We start from the raw sequence: 15661 nt of genomic DNA on the forward strand, positions 1-15661 counted from the left end.
GGCGCAACCCACACATAACGAGGAGATGACCGCGTGCCTGGCACAAACCTGACTCGCGAAGAGGCGCAGCAGCGGGCGAAGCTGCTCACCGTTGACTCGTACGAGATCGATCTCGACCTCTCCGGCGCGCAGGAGGGCGGTACCTACCGGTCCGTGACCACGGTGCGCTTCGACGTCGCCGAAGCAGGCGCCGCTTCCTTCATCGACCTGGTGGCCCCGGCGGTCCACGAGATCACCCTGAACGGCGACCCGCTCGATGCCGCCGAGGTCTTCGAGGACTCCCGGATCGCGCTGCCGGGCCTGCTGGCGGGCCGTAACGTCCTGCGGGTCGTGGCCGACTGCGCGTACACCAACACGGGCGAGGGCCTGCACCGGTTCGTCGACCCGGTCGACGAGCAGGCCTACCTCTACACCCAGTTCGAGGTGCCGGACGCCCGCCGGGTCTTCGCCAGCTTCGAGCAGCCGGACCTCAAGGCGACCTTCCAGTTCACGGTGAAGGCGCCGAGCGGCTGGACCGTCATCTCCAACTCGCCGACGCCCGAGCCCAAGGACGACGTCTGGATCTTCGAGCCGACGCCGCGCATCTCGTCGTACATCACCGCGCTGATCGTCGGCCCGTACCACTCCGTGCACAGCGTGTACGAGAAGGACGGGCAGAGCGTGCCGCTCGGCATCTACTGCCGGCCCTCGCTCGCCGAGTTCCTGGACTCGGACGCGATCTTCGAGGTGACCCGGCAGGGCTTCGACTGGTTCCAGGAGAAGTTCGACTACGCGTACCCGTTCAAGAAGTACGACCAGCTGTTCGTGCCGGAGTTCAACGCGGGCGCGATGGAGAACGCGGGCGCGGTGACCATCCGCGACCAGTACGTCTTCCGGTCCAAGGTGACCGACGCGGCGTACGAGACGCGGTCCGAGACGATCCTGCACGAGCTGGCCCACATGTGGTTCGGCGACCTGGTCACCATGGAGTGGTGGAACGACCTGTGGCTGAACGAGTCGTTCGCCACCTACACCTCCATCGCCTGCCAGGCGTACGCGCCCGGCTCGCGCTGGCCGCACTCGTGGACGACGTTCGCCAACTCCATGAAGACCTGGGCGTACCGGCAGGACCAGCTGCCCTCCACGCACCCGATCATGGCCGAGATCCGCGACCTGGACGACGTCCTCGTCAACTTCGACGGCATCACCTACGCCAAGGGCGCGTCCGTCCTGAAGCAGCTCGTCGCCTACGTCGGCATGGACGAGTTCTTCAAGGGCGTGCAGGCGTACTTCAAGCGCCACGCGTACGGCAACACGCGCCTGTCCGACCTGCTGGGCGCCCTGGAGGAGACCTCCGGGCGTGACCTGAGCACCTGGTCGAAGAAGTGGCTCCAGACCGCCGGGATCAACATCCTGCGCCCGGAGGTCGAGACAGACGGCGAAGGAGGGGCCGGTGTCATCACCTCCTTCGCTATCCGCCAGGAGGCCCCGGCGCTGCCCGCCGGCGCCAAGGGCGAGCCGACGCTGCGCCCGCACCGGATCGCGATCGGCCTGTACGACCTCGACGAGGCGACCGGCAAGCTGGTCCGCACCGACCGCATCGAGCTGGACGTGGACGGCGAGCTGACCGCCGTACCGCAGCTGACCGGCCGCCGCCGGCCGGCGGTGTTCCTGCTCAACGACGACGACCTGTCCTACGCGAAGGTCCGCCTGGACGAGCGGTCGCTGCAGTTCGTGACGGAGCACCTGGGCGACTTCGAGGCCTCCCTGCCCCGCGCGCTGTGCTGGGCGTCGGCCTGGGACATGACCCGCGACGCCGAACTGCCCGCCCGCGCGTACCTGTCCCTGGTGCTGGCCGGGATCGGCAAGGAGTCGGACATCGGTGTCGTGCAGTCGCTGCACCGCCAGGTGAAGCTGGCCGTCGAGCTGTACGCCGACCCGACCGCCCGCGAGGCCCTGCTCACCCGCTGGACCGACGCCACCCTCGCCCACCTGCGGTCCGCCGCCCCGGGGAGCGACCACCAGCTGGCCTGGGCCCGCGCGTTCGCGGCGACCGCCCGCACCCCGGAACAGCTGGACCTCCTGGACAGCCTGCTGGAGGGCACCCACACGATCGAGGGCCTGGCCGTCGACACCGACCTGCGCTGGGCGTTCGTGGAGCGGCTGGCGGCGGTCGGCCGGTTCGACGAGGCGGAGATCGCGGGCGAGTACGAGCGGGACAAGACGGCCGCCGGCGAGCGCCACGCGGCCACCGCCCGTGCCGCCCGTCCGACCGAGGAGGCGAAGGCCGAGGCGTGGGCGTCGGTCATCGACTCCGACAAGCTGCCGAACGCCGTGCAGGAGGCGGTGATCGGCGGCTTCGTCCAGACCGACCAGCGTGAGCTGCTGGCGCCGTACACGGACCGGTACTTCGAGGTCCTGAAGTCGGTGTGGGACACCCGCTCCCACGAGATCGCCCAGCAGATCGCGATCGGCCTCTACCCGGCCCTCCAGGTCTCCGAGGAGACCGTCGCCAAGACGGACACCTGGCTGGCCACGGCCCAGCCGAACGCGGCCCTGGCCCGCCTCGTCTCGGAGTCCCGCGCGGGCGTCGAGCGCGCCCTGCGGGCCCAGGCGGCGGACGCGGCGGCGGAGTAGCCGACGGTACGACGAAGGGGGCGCCCGGGGCCGCTGCTCCGGGCGCCCCCTTCGTCATGCGCACAGTCGTGCGGCGAGGTCCAGCATCGTGCGCACCTGCAGTCCGGTCTGCGCGGACACCGGGATCCAGCGCGGCTCGCAGGCCTTGCCGAGCTCCCGGCACCACTCGCGCACCAGGTCCGCGAGCGCGTCGGCGGTCGCGGGCTCGGTGCGGGCCAGCGCCCGGCGCGCCATGGCCGCCACCCGCAGCGGGATACGGCGGGCGGAGACGCCGAGGGTCGCAACGATCCCGATCTTGGCCGGCATGTCAACTCTCCTTCTCCGCAAGGACGTTGAGCGCCCCCATGGGAACTCCAGGCGCAGCGACTGTCGAGGCCGCCCCCGGGCCTCCTCGCCCCCTCATGCCCGGATCCCGATCACCTAGGCGGAGTTGAGTACCCGTGCTCACGCCCGGGGTGCCCGTGGGTTGCGAGCATCGGTGCAACGGCGCGGCACAGAGCGCCGGTTCATCCAGTCGAGGCACTCAGACCGTCACGGAGAACCCGTCATGTCCCGTCGTATCGCTCTGTCCATCGCCGCCGGTGTCGTCGTCCTCGGAGGCGCCGGGGCCTTCGCCCTCGCCTACGCGGGGGACCAGCCGCCCGCCTTCGCGCACAGCACCGCCCGCTACACCGCGCCCGCCGGCGGCCGGGACGGTTCGCTCGCCTTCTCCACCGAGGTCACCGCGTCCTCCGGGCTGAAGAGCCTGAAGGTGCTGGCGTGGCCGGAGAAGTCCGGGTTCGCGAAGAAGCCGCCGACCGCCAAGGACATGGCCGAGGTGGAGTCGGCGGCCTGCGAGCCGGCCGAGGGAGACACCGCGCGGTGCGCGTACCGGGCCGTGGTGTCCGCCACCGACGCCGCGTCGACCCCGCACGGCGCCTGGCACATCGCCGTACTCGCCACCGCAGAGGACGGCAGCACCACCCTGGACACCAAGGTGACCGACTTCACCGTCGGCTGAGCCGGTCCGCCGCGGTCAACACTTGTTGGCAGGCGTAGGGCGGGCAAGTGCACGAGTCAACACCTGTTGGCCCACGCACGTTGACCCACACACGTTGACCCACACTTGTTGACCCACGCTTGTTGACCAACCCATGCTGACCCATACCTGGCGCCAACGCTTATTGGCCCACAGATGTTGGCCTACGATCGTTGGCATGACCGGCACCCCCAGTAGAAACACGGAGCCCACGAACGGCTCGGCGGCGCGCCGCTCCGACGCCAGCCGCTCCGCCATCCTGGCCGCGGCCCGCGAGCGCTTCGCCACCGACGGCTACGAGCGGGCCACCATCCGCGCCATCGCCAGGGACGCGCATATCGACCCGTCCATGGTCATGCGCTACTTCGGCAACAAGGACGGCCTGTTCGCGGCGGCCGTCGCGCTCGATCTGCGGATGCCCGACGTGTCCCAGGTGCCGAGCACCGAGGTCGGGCGGAGGCTGGTGGCCCACTTCCTGTCCCTCTGGGAGACGAACGAGGAGCTCACCGCGGTACTGCGGGTCGGCGTCACCAACAGGGCGGGGGCCGAGCGGCTGCAGGGCATCTTCCGGGAGCAGGTGGTACCGGTGGCCCAGCGGGTGTGCCCCGACCCCGAGCAGGTGCAGACTCGGGCGGGGCTGTGCGCCGCGCAGCTGGTGGGGCTGGCACTCACCCGTTACGTGCTGCGGCTGCCGCCGGTGGTGGCGCTGGCGCAGGAGGAGATCCTGGCGTGGCTCGGACCGACCCTGCAGCGGTATCTGACCGCGCCGAGCCCCTGACCGACGCGCCGAGGGCACCGGTCAGCTCCCGTACGTCCCGTCGTGGGACGTACGGAAGACGACCGGCGCCCTCGGTGGAGAAGCGGAGGTCAGGCCTTCGCCTTGGCCTTCGTCGTGCCCGGCTTGGTGACCCGGACCTTGGACTTGTCCAGCACCATGACCAGGCCCGCGATGACCGCGAACAGCACGAGCGGCATCAGGACGTAGAGGCCCAGCGTCTCGATGACGCTCAGGCCGTTGCCGGGGTCGTCGCCGTCGTCACGCGTGAGCGCGAGGGCAGGGGACGACATGAGCAGCATCATCAGCGTCGTACCGGCAGCCAGGGCGCCGGCGCGCAGGGCGTTCTTCTTGTCCACGCTGCCAAAGTTAGCGGGCCGACTTGAGGGGCGCGCGCCCGGGGTCCCTGTACGCGGCGCCGCGCGCTGCGGCGGCCGTGCCAGGAGGGGCTGCCAGGAGGGGCTGCCGCCCGGTCCGTCTTTGCTGAGTGCCAGGGCGCGGGCGGCCCATGACGTCCGCGAAGGCGGCGGCGCGCCGCCGGCCTTATCGGCGGTGAGCACGGACGCGAGAGGCCGGCAGCAGCCGGCCCACGCCGACCGGGCTGAAGTCGCGGCTGGGCGGCATCGTCACCGAACGCCCGGCGGTCCGAACGGTCAGCCGCCGGTCTCATGACGGGCTGGGCAGAGGCACCGTGCGGCCGTTCTCCTCCTGGTCGGGTGGGCTGTCCGACCGCAGTACCTCCAGGAGTGCCCGGACCCTTGCTGATCCCGTCAGCTCCTCCAGTGTCACCGGGCGGCCCGTCGCGTCGGCGATCGGGAGGCGCCAGTTCGGGTACTGGTCCCAGGTGCCGGGGAGGTTCTGGGGGCGGCGGTCGCCGACCGCGTCCGGGAGCCAGACACCGATCAGGCGGGCCGGGGTGCGGAGCAGGAAGCGGTGGACGGCCTGGATCTCGGCCTCCTCGTCACCGGCGTCGGACACGGCCAGCAGGCCCAGCCTGGTCAGCAGGGCCAGCCACTCCGCCGTGTCGGCCGCCGCGTCCGCCCGCTCCTGAGCCACCGGACGGGTCAGCAGGCCCAGCCGGTCGCGGAGTTCGACATGCTCGCCGGTGAGGCGGGCGGCGGTGGACGGCAGGTCGTGGGTGGTGGCGGTGGCGAGGCAGTCGGCGCGCCAGCGCTCCGGGGGGAGCGGGCGGCCGTCGCCGTCCCAGTCCCGTTCGAACCAGAGCACCGACGTACCGAGCACCCCGTGCCGCTGGAGCGTCTCGCGCACCCCCGGCTCCACGGTCCCGAGATCTTCCCCGATCACCACCGCTCCCGCCCGGGTCGCCTCCAGGGCCAGCAGGGCGAGCATCGCCTCGGCGTCGTAGCGGACGTAGGTGCCCTCGGTGGGCGGCCGGCCCTCCGGCACCCACCACAGCCGGAACAGGCCCATCACGTGGTCGATGCGCAGGGCGCCGGCGTAGCGGAAGAGGGCGCGCAGCAGCTGGCGGTAGGGGGCGTGGCCGGAGGCGGCGAGGCGGTCGGGGCGCCAGGGCGGCAGACCCCAGTCCTGGCCGCGGGCGTTGAAGGCGTCGGGCGGGGCGCCGACGGACATCCCGGCGGCGAAGAACGCGCGCTGCGCCCAGGCGTCCGCGCCCTGGGGGTGCACGCCGACGGCGAGGTCGTGCACGATCCCGACCGGCATCCCGGCGTCGCGGGCGGTGTGCTGGGCGGCGGTGAGCTGGGTGTCGGTGAGCCAGGCGAGCCGGGAGTGGAAGGCGACCCGGTCGCGCAGCCCGGCGCGGGCCCGGGCGGTCTCAGGTGAGCGCGGGTCGCGCAGGGCCTCGGGCCACCGGTGCCAGTCGGAGCCGTGCCGCTCGGCGAGCGCGTACCAGGTGGCGTGGTCCTCCAGGGCCTGCCCCTGTTCGGCGCGGAAGGCGTCGTAGGCGGCCTGCCGGGCCGGGGTGAGCGGTACGGCGGCCAGCGCCTCCAGCGCCTCCCGCTTCAGCTCCCAGACCGCGTCCCGGTCGATGTGGGCGCCCTGGTCGAGAACGGCGGCGCGCAGCCGTCCGGCGCGTTCCGCGAGCGCGGGATCCGGGACGTACTCGGGGACGGACTCCAGCCGCAGGTGCACCGGGTCGGGGAAACGGCGGGAGGAGGGCCGGTACGGGGAGGGGTCGGTCGGGGGGCCGGGTACGGCCGCGTGCAGCGGGTTGACCTGGATGAATCCGGCCCCGGTGGTGCGTCCGGCCCAGTCGGCCAGTTCGGCGAGGTCGCCGAGGTCGCCCATGCCCCAGGAGCGGCTGGAGAGGAGCGAGTACAGCTGGACGAGGAGTCCGTACGAGCGGCCGGAGGGGGTGGGCAGCCGGTCGGGGGCGACGATCAGGTGGGTGCGGGCGGTACGGCCGTCGGGCGCGGCGGCGGTCAGCAGGTGCACGCCGGTCGGCAGGTCCCGTACGTCGTCCCGCATCTCCCCGTCCTCCGTCCGCACCTCCAGCCGGGTGCCGGCGGGCAGCTCGAGGGCGGGGTCGCCGGAGCCGGCCCAGTGGACGAGCGTCGGCGGCAGCAGCCGTTCGGCGAGGTCCCGCTCGCGTTCGGCGAGGGCGGTGCGGACGGCCTCCGGGCCGCTCGCGTCGACGCCCAGGGCGGCCAGCACGGCGGTCACGGCGCCGGCGGAGGCCGCGACCGTACGGTCCGGGGACGGGCTGTAGGAGGTGGCGACGCCGTGCAGTTCGGCCAGCCGGCACAGCCCCCGGTCCAGGGCTTCGCTCATCTACAACCCCGGCTCACTGGTCAGCGGGGCCAGGTCGGCGAGCGGCGGTTCGCTGGTCAGAGGTTCGGCGTCGGGCAGCGGCGGCTCGCTGGTCAGCGGCGCCTCCGCGCAGACGGTCTCGGCGCTGAACACACACAGACGGGACTCCTCCTCGGTCTCCACCGGGGGTTTGAACTGGGCCGGGATCGGATGGTGAACCGTTGCGGCCACGGTGGCCTCCTCGTCATGACGTCGGGTACGGCGGCGGTTGCCGGGTGAGAGGAGCCCTACCCCATCGTCGCGAGGGCACTCGTGACGGCCGGGTCCCGGCCCCCGATCCGCCAGGGGACGGCGATCGGCGTCGCCGCGATGAACCCCGCTCAGGACTTCGAGGCGGATTCTCGGTGATCACTATTCACTGAGTACATGTACCCAGTGCATACTGATCCCCATGAGCACCCGGCACATCCTTCTGGGGCTGCTGGAGGCAGGGCCGAGTCATGGCTACGACCTCAAGCGGCGCCACGACGAACGCTTTCCGCAGGCCCGTCCGCTGGCCTACGGGCAGGTGTACACGACCCTGCAACGCCTGGTCCGTGACGGTCTCGCCGAGCTCGAAGGGACCGACGCCGACGGGGGGCCGGAGCGGACGCTGTACCGGTCGACGGACGACGGGGCACGTGAACTGGCCCGCTGGGCCGGGGAGATCGCGCCGCCCGTGCCCTTCGTGTCGAACGAGATCTTTACCAAGGTCGTCGTCTCGATCCTGGCCGGCGGTGATCCGGCCGCCTACCTGGGCGCCCAGCGCGCCGCGCACATGGAGCGGATGCGGGAGCTCACGGCCGTCAAGACGGCCCCGGGCGCCGACCTGGCGACCGTGCTCTCGGCGGACTACGCCCTCAACCACCTCGATGCCGACCTCCGCTGGATGAACACCACGGCGGCCCGGCTGACCACTCTGACCGCGGAGGTCGACGCAGCATGAGCAACCAGGGGGACTCCTCGGTGCCGCTTCTGGCGGGCCGGGACCTCGTCAAGGCGCACGGCAGGGCAGAGGCGCTGCGCGGCGCCTGCGTCGAGTTGCGCGCCGGCGAGATCCTCGCCGTGACGGGGGCCAGCGGCAGCGGCAAGTCCACGCTGCTGCACTGCCTGGCCGGGATCGTGCGACCGGACGCGGGCTCGGTGGCCTACGACGGGCTGCGGCTCGACCAGCTGCCGGAGAAGCGGCTGAGCGAGCTGCGGCGCTCCGACTTCGGCGTGGTCTTCCAGTTCGGGCAGCTGATCCCGGAACTGACCGCCCTCGACAACGTGGCGCTGCCGCTGATGCTGGCCGGATCGGCCCGCACCGAGGCCCGGGCGCGGGCCGGCGAGTGGCTGGAGCGGTTCGGGGTGCGCGGACAGGAGGAGCTGCGGCCGGGCGAGATGAGCGGCGGCCAGGCACAGCGGGCCGCTCTGGCACGAGCGCTGGTGACCGGCCCGAAGGTGGTCTTCGCGGACGAACCGACCGGGGCGCTGGACTCGCTGGCGAGCGAGCAGGTGATGACGTCGCTGATGCGGACGGCCCGCGAGTCGGGCACGGCCGTGCTGCTGATCACTCACGACGCCCAGGTCGCGGCGTACGCGGACCGCGAGGTGCGGCTGAGTGACGGGACCGTGGCGAGTGCGGGGGTGGCGGCGTGAGGACCGAGCTGCGACTGGCGCTGCTGCTCACGCGGGGGTCGGACCGACGGGAGTGGTGGCGGGTCCTGCTGACGGCGACGGGGGCGGCGCTGGCCACGGGCATCGGGCTGGTGATCGCGGTCCTCGCCCCGATGGACGGGCAGTACCGCATCCCGGTCGGTTCGGGGCTGCTGGACCAGCCGGGAACGCGCGACGGAGTGATCACCGCGCTGATGCTGCTGTTCATCCCGGTGTTCGGGTTCCTCGGGCAGTGCGCGCGGGTCGGCGCGGTGCACCGCGACCGGCGGCTGGCCGCGCTGCGGCTGGCGGGTGCCACGCCCGTGCAGGTGCGGCGGATCGCGGCGCTGGAGTCGGGGCTGGCCTGCCTGGCCGGCTCGGCCGTGGCCACCGTGTTCGCCGTGCTGTCCCTGCTGCGTCTGTGGCACGGTTCCGATCCACTGGCCTGGGCCGGCATCGCCGTGGTGGCCGTGCTGGTGCCGGTGCTGGGCGCGGCCGTGAGCGCTCTGGCACTGCGCGGGGTGGTGGCCTCGCCGCTGGGCTGGATCCGACGGGCGCGGCCGACCAGGGGGCCGGGGCGGGCGTTCCGGGTGGCGGCCGGGTCGCTGACCGTACTGGCGGTGTTGGTCGCGCTGACCGCGCTCGTCGGCGATTCCTTCGCGTTCCCCCACGTCGGGCTCGCTCTCGGTCCGCTCACGGTCTTCGCCGCCTGTGTGCTGGTCGGCGCCTCGGCGGTGTGGCTGGCGGGCTGGTCGTCCCGGTGGCTGGGCCGGGTGCTCGCCGCCCGTGCGCAGAGCCCGGCGCTGCTGATCGCGGCCGAACGGCTCCGCGACGACCCGTGGGCGGCGGCCCGCACGCACGCGGCCGTCCTGCTGGTGACCGTCGTGGGCACCGGATTCGTGGGGGTGCGGCAGGTGCTGCTCGCGGTGCTGCACGCCATGGACCGGGCGCACCACCTCGGCACGGACCTCACGTACTACACGACGGGTCTGGACCTCACGGCTGCCGCGATCCTCGTCGCCCTGGCGATCGTCCTGTCCGGTCTCGCCGTCGGCACCGCCGAGTCGCTGGCCACCCGGCGCCGGGGCCTGGCCGCGCAGGCCGCCGCCGGAGTGCCTCGCGGTGTGCTGGGCCGGGCGCTGCTCCTGGAGACCGCGCTGCCGCTGGCCCCGGCGGTCCTGGTGGCGGGCACGGGCGGCATGGCCATCGGCGTCTGGTACGCCTCCACCGCCACGACGTACACCTCGCCGGCCGTGCCGTACGCCGCCCTGCTGGTTCCGCTCGCGGTCTACGGCGCCTGTCTGCTGGCGGCGGCCACCGGGCTCCCGCTGTTGCACCGCTCGGTACGCCCCGCGGAGCTGCGCTACGCGTGACCGCAGGATGAATGTCCGGCCTCCGGGGGCACAGGGGACCCCCGGACGCCGGAGCACCCGGGCGCCCGGGTATGCGAAGGCCCGGATCGTCAGGCGGAGATGCCGTCGATCCGGGCCAGGGCGTCATCCGCGCCGTACGGCTGCAAGTAGGGCAGCCAGCGCGGGTCCCTATGGCCGGTCCCGATGATGCGCCAGGCCAGGCCGGTGGGTGGGGCTGGTTTGTGCCGCAGCCGCCAGCCGATCTCGAAGAGATGGCGGTCGGCCTTGACGTGGTTGCAGCGACGGCACGACGCGACCACGTTGTCCCAGACGTGCTGACCCCCGCGACTGCGCGGGATGACGTGGTCGACGCTGGTTGCGACGCCACCGCAGTACATGCACCGGCCCCCGTCGCGCGCGAAGAGCGCCCTTCGGGTGAGCGGAACGGGCCCCCGGTAGGGAACCCGGACGAATCGCTTGAGCCGGACCACGCTGGGTGCGGGGACTGTGACGGTTGCGCTGTGCATATAGGCGCCGGATTCCTCCAAGGCGACTGCCTTGTTCTCCAGGACGAGGACGAGCGCGCGGCGGAGCGGTACGACGCCGAGCGGCTCGTACGACGCGTTGAGGACCAGGACATGCGGCACGGGGGCCTCCTTGGGCGTCGGCGGCGCGTGGCTCGCGCCGGGACGATCTGTGGTCAGTCTCCCCTCTTGCCTGGTGGACGCGCCACCATGTCCGCGTAACGGCCTGGGAGTGTTTTCGACCACACCGCATTCATCCCCCGGATACCCCCCTTTTCAAGCGAGCCTGTTCAACCGGGAGGCCCGCGAAGTGAGCACGGTCTCTCCTTCTCGTACTGGTCGGGCCCACACGCGATGCCCCGTTAGTGTGGTGGTCCTGCCCGTCCGGTGACCTTTTCGTGACCTTGAACGCCGTACGTGACCGTGAACGCCGTACCGGAGGGCAGTACCGCACCGCCTGGAGGTACCCGCCGTGTCCTTGCCCGCCGTCCTACTGGCCGCCGGTGCGTCGCCGTCGCCGACCCCCTCGGGGTCGGCCACCCCTGCGGTGCCCACGCTCCAGGACGCCCAGGAGAGCGCCACGAACGCCGCGAGCTGGGTCGAGCAGAACTGGTCGACCTGGCTGGCGATAGGTCTGAAGGTGCTGCTGATCCTGGTGATCGCGGTGGTCCTCAGAAGGGTCGTGCTGCGGGCGATAACCAAACTCATCGACCGGATGAACCGGACCGTCGAGTCGGCGGAGGGCACCACTCTCGGCGGGCTGCTGGTCAACGCCGAGCGGCGACGGCAGCGCTCGCAGGCGATCGGGTCCGTGCTGCGGTCGGTGGCGAGCTTCGTGATCCTGGGCACGGCCGCGCTGACGGTGCTGTCCGCCTTCCAGATCAACCTGGCGCCACTGCTGGCGTCGGCCGGTGTGGCCGGTGTGGCGATCGGTTTCGGCGCCCGCAACCTGGTCACGGACTTCCTGTCCGGCGTGTTCATGATCCTGGAGGACCAGTACGGCGTCGGCGACTCGATCGACGCGGGGGTCGCCTCCGGCGAGGTGGTCGAGGTCGGTCTGCGGGTGACCAAGCTGCGCGGCGACAACGGCGAGATCTGGTACGTCCGCAACGGCGAGATCAAGCGCATCGGCAACCTCTCGCAGGGCTGGGCCACGGCCGGTGTCGACGTCACCGTCCGGCCCAGCGAGGACCTGGACCGGATGCGGGCCACCCTGGACGAGGTCGCCGAGAAGATGGCCAAGGAGGAGCCCTGGAACGAGCTGCTGTGGGGCCCGATCCAGATCCTCGGCCTGGACTCCGTCCTCATCGACTCGATGGTGGTCCGCCTCTCCGCCAAGACCATGCCCGGCAAGGCCCTGACGGTGGAGCGCGAGCTCCGCTGGCGGATCAAGCGGGCCTTCGACGAGGCGGACATCAGGATGGTCGGCGGCGCCCCCACCGCACTCTCGGAGGAGGACCCCCCGGACCCGACGGCGACCGTGGCCGCCCCGTCGGCGTTCTCCAACACGGACTCGCCCCAGGTGGCGGCGACGACCCCGATCACTCCGCAGCGGCCGGCGCCCAAGTAGCCGGCGCTCGGGCGGCACCTGACCGGCGCGCGGTCGGCTAAGCGGTACCGCCGCCGCAGGCCAGCCGGTAGGCCTCCTTGACCCATGCCTCGTCACCGGGGTCGACGCCGCAGGCCAGGGAGGCCCCGTGGTCGACCGCCCAGGTGGACACGCTGCCGTAGACGGCACGGCCGGGGCAGGCGACGGTGAAGCTGCCCTCGATCACCGTCACGCCCTTGGCCTCGACGAAGCGCGCGCCGTGCCCGAGGGGGTTCATCCGGACCGCATGGCGCTCGTGGTGGGCCGAGTCCTCCCCGGGCGCCGCGAACTCCCCGAGGTCCCACAGCTTGAGGTGGCGGGCGAGCGCGGCCAGGACGCGGCGCGCGGAGAGGCTTCCGTCGCTGGTGTCGACCCGGGGCACGATGTTCCGTACCAGCCGGGTGTGGAAGGTGATCCATCCCCGGTCGCCGTCGTCCACCTTCACCACCGGGGAGACCGCGGTGAGCCGGACCTCCCGTGTCACACCGGTCCACCGGAAGGTCCCGCCCGGGCAGGAGGGGGCGGTGGCGGACGCCTTGGCCGAGGGCCCGGGATCCGCCGTCGCCGCCGTATCCGTCGCCGCCGTATCCGTCGTCCCCGTCGTCGTACAGCCCGCCGCCAGGACGAGGGCGGCCGGCAGCAGCCGTAGGAACGACCGTCTTCGAGGGGGCATTTTCAGTCGTCGTTCTCCTGGTCGGTGTCGGGGTCCAAGAGCAGGAAGCCTTGCCAAGGGCCTGCTTGACCAGGGGCGACGAAGATCGTGACGGAGTCGTGATCGCGGAGCGGGATCCGGCCGGATTCAGATGCCCTTCACAGGTCCCCCGCATTCTCCGCGCGTCACGCGATCATCTAGGGTCACGGCACCACGGGTCCTTGTTCTGGAGCGCGAAGTCGCCCGGGGACCCGTTGCGAATGTGGGGATACATGAGAAAGCTCGCCATAGGCGCCGCCCTGTCCGGCGCCCTGGCCCTGGCCGGTCTCGCGGCGCCCGCCGCCTCCGCGGCCACGAGCACGCCCGACCTGAAGTTCACCGACATCAAGGTGAACAACGGCAAGGCGATCGTGGTCGGCACCACCAAGTCGGTGAGCGTGCCGGTGACGTACACCCTGACCCGGCCCGTGGACGTGGCCGTGGACGGTGACTCGTCGTTCGCCGGCGTGATCCTCTACCGCGGCACCCTGAAGTCGGTGGGCAACATCGTCGGCCCCGACGATCTGCCCACCTGCACGACGACGGCGACGACGGACACGACCGTCACCGCGACCTGCTCCGAGAAGATCGTCATCTACCCGGAGGACGGCCTGCTCTCGGCCGCCGACGCCACCACCTGGAAGGCCGGCGGGTTCTACAGCTACATCGACGGCACCGTCTCGGACGACTTCCTCAGCTCGAACTCGGGCACGGCGATCTGGGGCAACCTCGGCACGGCCGAGGTGCAGCGCGCGGCCAAGCTGACCGCCGACGCCTCCCCGGAGCCGGTGGCCAAGGGCAGGACGATCACCGTCAAGGGGAAGCTGACCCGGGCGGACTGGGACGCCTTCGCGTACAAGGGCTACCAGGGGCAGAAGGCCGTCCTGCAGTTCCGCGCCGAGGGCACCAAGACGTACACGAACGTCAAGGGCATCACCTCCGGCACGAACGGCGCCCTGTCCACCACGGTGAAGGCGTCGAAGAGCGGCTACTACCGCTATGTCTTCGCCGGTACGACGACCACCGCGGCGGCGACGGCCACGGGCGACTTCATCAAGGTCAACTAGGGCCCGCGGCGCCTTCATCACAGGGCCCGTCCGGTCTTCCGGGCGGGCCCTTCGTGTGTCCGAGCCCAGGTAACGAGTGGGTTGCCGCGCCGGCGGGCTATTGACGCTCTCCTTCCGGCGCCCTACGTTTTCCAGCCAACAGGAAACTTTCCTAACAGTGATCAACGGGTGAGCGATCCGGTGAGCGATCCGGTGAACCGTCCGGGCAGGCGAGCCGGGCCAGTGATCCGGGCCGGTGATCCGGGCCAGTGATCCCGGGCCGGTGATCCGGGCGGGTCACCCGGGTGGACCGATCACCCGGGTCACTGGGAAACTGAGCGGCTGGAAAGGCAGGTGTCGAACCACATGGCAGGAACCGCCGGTACGCCGGGCACCCCGCGCGTACTCCGCGCCATGAACGACCGCGCCGCACTGGACCTGCTGCTGGAGCACGGCCCGCTGTCGCGGACCCGGATCGGCAAGCTCACCGGCCTCTCCAAGCCGACCGCCTCCCAGCTGCTGGCCCGCCTGGAGGCGGCCGGGCTGGTGCTGGCGACCGGCACCAGCGAGGGCCGGCCGGGCCCCAACGCCCAGCTGTACGCGGTGAATCCGGGCGCCGCCTACGCCGCCGGGCTCGACGTCAACCCGGCCCGGATCCGGGCCGCCGTCGCCGACGTCACCGGCCGCACCGTCGGCGAGTACGAACTCCCCACCCCGGGACGGCGGTCGGCCCAGTCCGTCGTACGGCAGGTCACCGACGCCCTCGACGGTGCCGTGAAGGCGGCCGGGCTGGCCCGGGACGACGTCCGCCGGCTGGTCATCGGCACACCCGGCGCCTTCGACCCGAACACCGGCCGGCTGCGCTACGCCTCGCACCTGCCCGGCTGGCACTCCCCCGCGCTGCTCGACGACCTCGCCGCCGCGCTGCCGATGCCGGTCGAGTACGAGAACGACGTCAACCTCGTCGCCATCGCCGAACAGCGGCTCGGCGCGGCCCGCGGCCACGGCGACTTCGTGCTGCTGTGGAACGAGGAGGGCCTCGGCGCCGCCCTGGTCCTCGGCGGCCGGCTGCACCGCGGCTGGACCGGCGGTGCCGGCGAGGTCGGCTTCCTGCCGGTGCCGGGCACCCCGCTGGTCCGCCAGGTCACCAAGGCCAACAGCGGCGGTTACCAGGAACTCGCCGGTGCGCAGTCGCTGCCCAGGCTGGCCGGCGCGCTCGGCATCGGGGACCTGCCGACCGGGTCGCACTCCGAGGTGGCCGCCGCGCTCGTCGCCCGCGCCGCCGAGCACGGCAGCGGCCCGCACCACGAACTCCTGCGGACCTACGCGACCCGGGTCGCCACCGGTCTCGCCTCCCTCGTCTCCGTCCTCGACCCCGAACTCGTCGTCCTCAGCGGCACCGTCCTGACCTCCGGCGGCGAAGTGCTGCGCGCCCTGGTCCAGGCCGAGCTGGAGGAGCTGGCGGCCGCCCGGCCGCGGCTCGTCGTCGGCGACGTCCAGGAACACCCCGTGCTGCGCGGCGCGCTGGAGAGCGCGCTCGCGACCGCCCGCGACGAGGTCTTCGACACCTCGCGCTGACCCGCACCAGACCCCCGCACCGGCCCCTCTCGACCCCCGCACCGGCCCCTTCCCTCACCGCCCGCC

At 72.3% G+C, this 15661-nt stretch carries 15 protein-coding genes; 9 read left to right on the plus strand and 6 right to left on the minus strand.

The annotated features are described in order from the left end of the window. Nucleotides 1–33: 33 nt before the first annotated feature. A complete protein-coding gene (gene pepN / locus AB0N16_RS26425) occupies nucleotides 34–2616 on the plus strand; it encodes an aminopeptidase N (protein WP_365800746.1) in 2583 nt (860 codons plus the stop codon). A gap of 54 nt (nucleotides 2617–2670) precedes the next feature. On the opposite strand, the gene AB0N16_RS26430 is transcribed toward pepN, so the two are convergent. Then, on the minus strand, nucleotides 2671–2922 hold the full coding sequence (locus AB0N16_RS26430; protein WP_365800748.1) for a hypothetical protein: 252 nt from the start codon (nucleotides 2920–2922) through the stop codon (nucleotides 2671–2673). A 241-nt stretch (nucleotides 2923–3163) separates the two neighbouring features. On the opposite strand from AB0N16_RS26430, the gene AB0N16_RS26435 reads away from it, so the two are divergent. Continuing rightward, the gene (locus AB0N16_RS26435; protein WP_365800750.1) at nucleotides 3164–3616 is read left to right on the plus strand and encodes a DUF5707 domain-containing protein; all 453 of its coding nucleotides are present in this window, start codon (nucleotides 3164–3166) and stop codon (nucleotides 3614–3616) included. Between the two features lie 196 nt (nucleotides 3617–3812). After that, the gene (locus tag AB0N16_RS26440) at nucleotides 3813–4412 is read left to right on the plus strand and encodes a TetR family transcriptional regulator (RefSeq protein ID WP_365800752.1); all 600 of its coding nucleotides are present in this window, start codon (nucleotides 3813–3815) and stop codon (nucleotides 4410–4412) included. Nucleotides 4413–4501: 89 nt separating this feature from the next. Here the strand turns inward: AB0N16_RS26440 and AB0N16_RS26445 are convergent, their stop codons facing one another. The 3 genes from AB0N16_RS26445 to AB0N16_RS26455 form a co-directional block, all read right to left on the minus strand. Then, a complete protein-coding gene (locus AB0N16_RS26445; RefSeq protein ID WP_365800754.1) occupies nucleotides 4502–4768 on the minus strand; it encodes a hypothetical protein in 267 nt (88 codons plus the stop codon). A 307-nt stretch (nucleotides 4769–5075) separates the two neighbouring features. Further along, on the minus strand, nucleotides 5076–7160 hold the full coding sequence (malQ, locus tag AB0N16_RS26450) for a 4-alpha-glucanotransferase (protein WP_365800756.1): 2085 nt from the start codon (nucleotides 7158–7160) through the stop codon (nucleotides 5076–5078). Beyond that, on the minus strand, nucleotides 7161–7346 hold the full coding sequence (locus AB0N16_RS26455; protein WP_351692800.1) for a hypothetical protein: 186 nt from the start codon (nucleotides 7344–7346) through the stop codon (nucleotides 7161–7163). It abuts the gene before it with no gap. A 244-nt stretch (nucleotides 7347–7590) separates the two neighbouring features. On the opposite strand from AB0N16_RS26455, the gene AB0N16_RS26460 reads away from it, so the two are divergent. The 3 genes from AB0N16_RS26460 to AB0N16_RS26470 are packed head-to-tail and all read left to right on the plus strand — an operon-like array spanning nucleotide 7591 to nucleotide 10189. Continuing rightward, nucleotides 7591–8124, plus strand: coding sequence for a PadR family transcriptional regulator (locus AB0N16_RS26460; protein ID WP_365800757.1), 534 nt, complete (start codon nucleotides 7591–7593; stop codon nucleotides 8122–8124). Continuing rightward, nucleotides 8121–8819, plus strand: coding sequence for an ATP-binding cassette domain-containing protein (locus AB0N16_RS26465; protein ID WP_365800759.1), 699 nt, complete (start codon nucleotides 8121–8123; stop codon nucleotides 8817–8819). The genes AB0N16_RS26460 and AB0N16_RS26465 overlap by 4 nt, the downstream gene beginning before the upstream one ends. Next, nucleotides 8816–10189, plus strand: coding sequence for an ABC transporter permease (locus AB0N16_RS26470; protein WP_365800761.1), 1374 nt, complete (start codon nucleotides 8816–8818; stop codon nucleotides 10187–10189). The genes AB0N16_RS26465 and AB0N16_RS26470 overlap by 4 nt, the downstream gene beginning before the upstream one ends. An 89-nt stretch (nucleotides 10190–10278) precedes the next feature. Here AB0N16_RS26470 and AB0N16_RS26475 read toward each other — a convergent pair whose 3' ends face one another. Then, nucleotides 10279–10815, minus strand: a complete 537-nt coding sequence (locus tag AB0N16_RS26475) for an HNH endonuclease (protein WP_181805740.1) — start codon at nucleotides 10813–10815, stop codon at nucleotides 10279–10281. 349 nt (nucleotides 10816–11164) lie between these two features. Between AB0N16_RS26475 and AB0N16_RS26480 the strand changes: the two genes are divergently transcribed. Continuing rightward, the gene (locus AB0N16_RS26480) at nucleotides 11165–12262 is read left to right on the plus strand and encodes a mechanosensitive ion channel family protein (protein ID WP_365800763.1); all 1098 of its coding nucleotides are present in this window, start codon (nucleotides 11165–11167) and stop codon (nucleotides 12260–12262) included. A gap of 37 nt (nucleotides 12263–12299) precedes the next feature. Here AB0N16_RS26480 and AB0N16_RS26485 read toward each other — a convergent pair whose 3' ends face one another. Continuing rightward, the gene (locus AB0N16_RS26485; RefSeq protein ID WP_365800765.1) at nucleotides 12300–12953 is read right to left on the minus strand and encodes a hypothetical protein; all 654 of its coding nucleotides are present in this window, start codon (nucleotides 12951–12953) and stop codon (nucleotides 12300–12302) included. A gap of 251 nt (nucleotides 12954–13204) precedes the next feature. On the opposite strand from AB0N16_RS26485, the gene AB0N16_RS26490 reads away from it, so the two are divergent. Further along, nucleotides 13205–14038, plus strand: coding sequence for a hypothetical protein (locus tag AB0N16_RS26490; protein ID WP_365800767.1), 834 nt, complete (start codon nucleotides 13205–13207; stop codon nucleotides 14036–14038). Nucleotides 14039–14383: 345 nt separating this feature from the next. Further along, on the plus strand, nucleotides 14384–15595 hold the full coding sequence (locus AB0N16_RS26495; protein ID WP_365800769.1) for an ROK family transcriptional regulator: 1212 nt from the start codon (nucleotides 14384–14386) through the stop codon (nucleotides 15593–15595). The last annotated feature ends 66 nt before the right edge of the window (nucleotides 15596–15661 follow it).

This window comes from Streptomyces sp. NPDC051105, from assembly GCF_040682795.1.
Classification (GTDB): Bacteria; Actinomycetota; Actinomycetes; order Streptomycetales; family Streptomycetaceae; genus Streptomyces.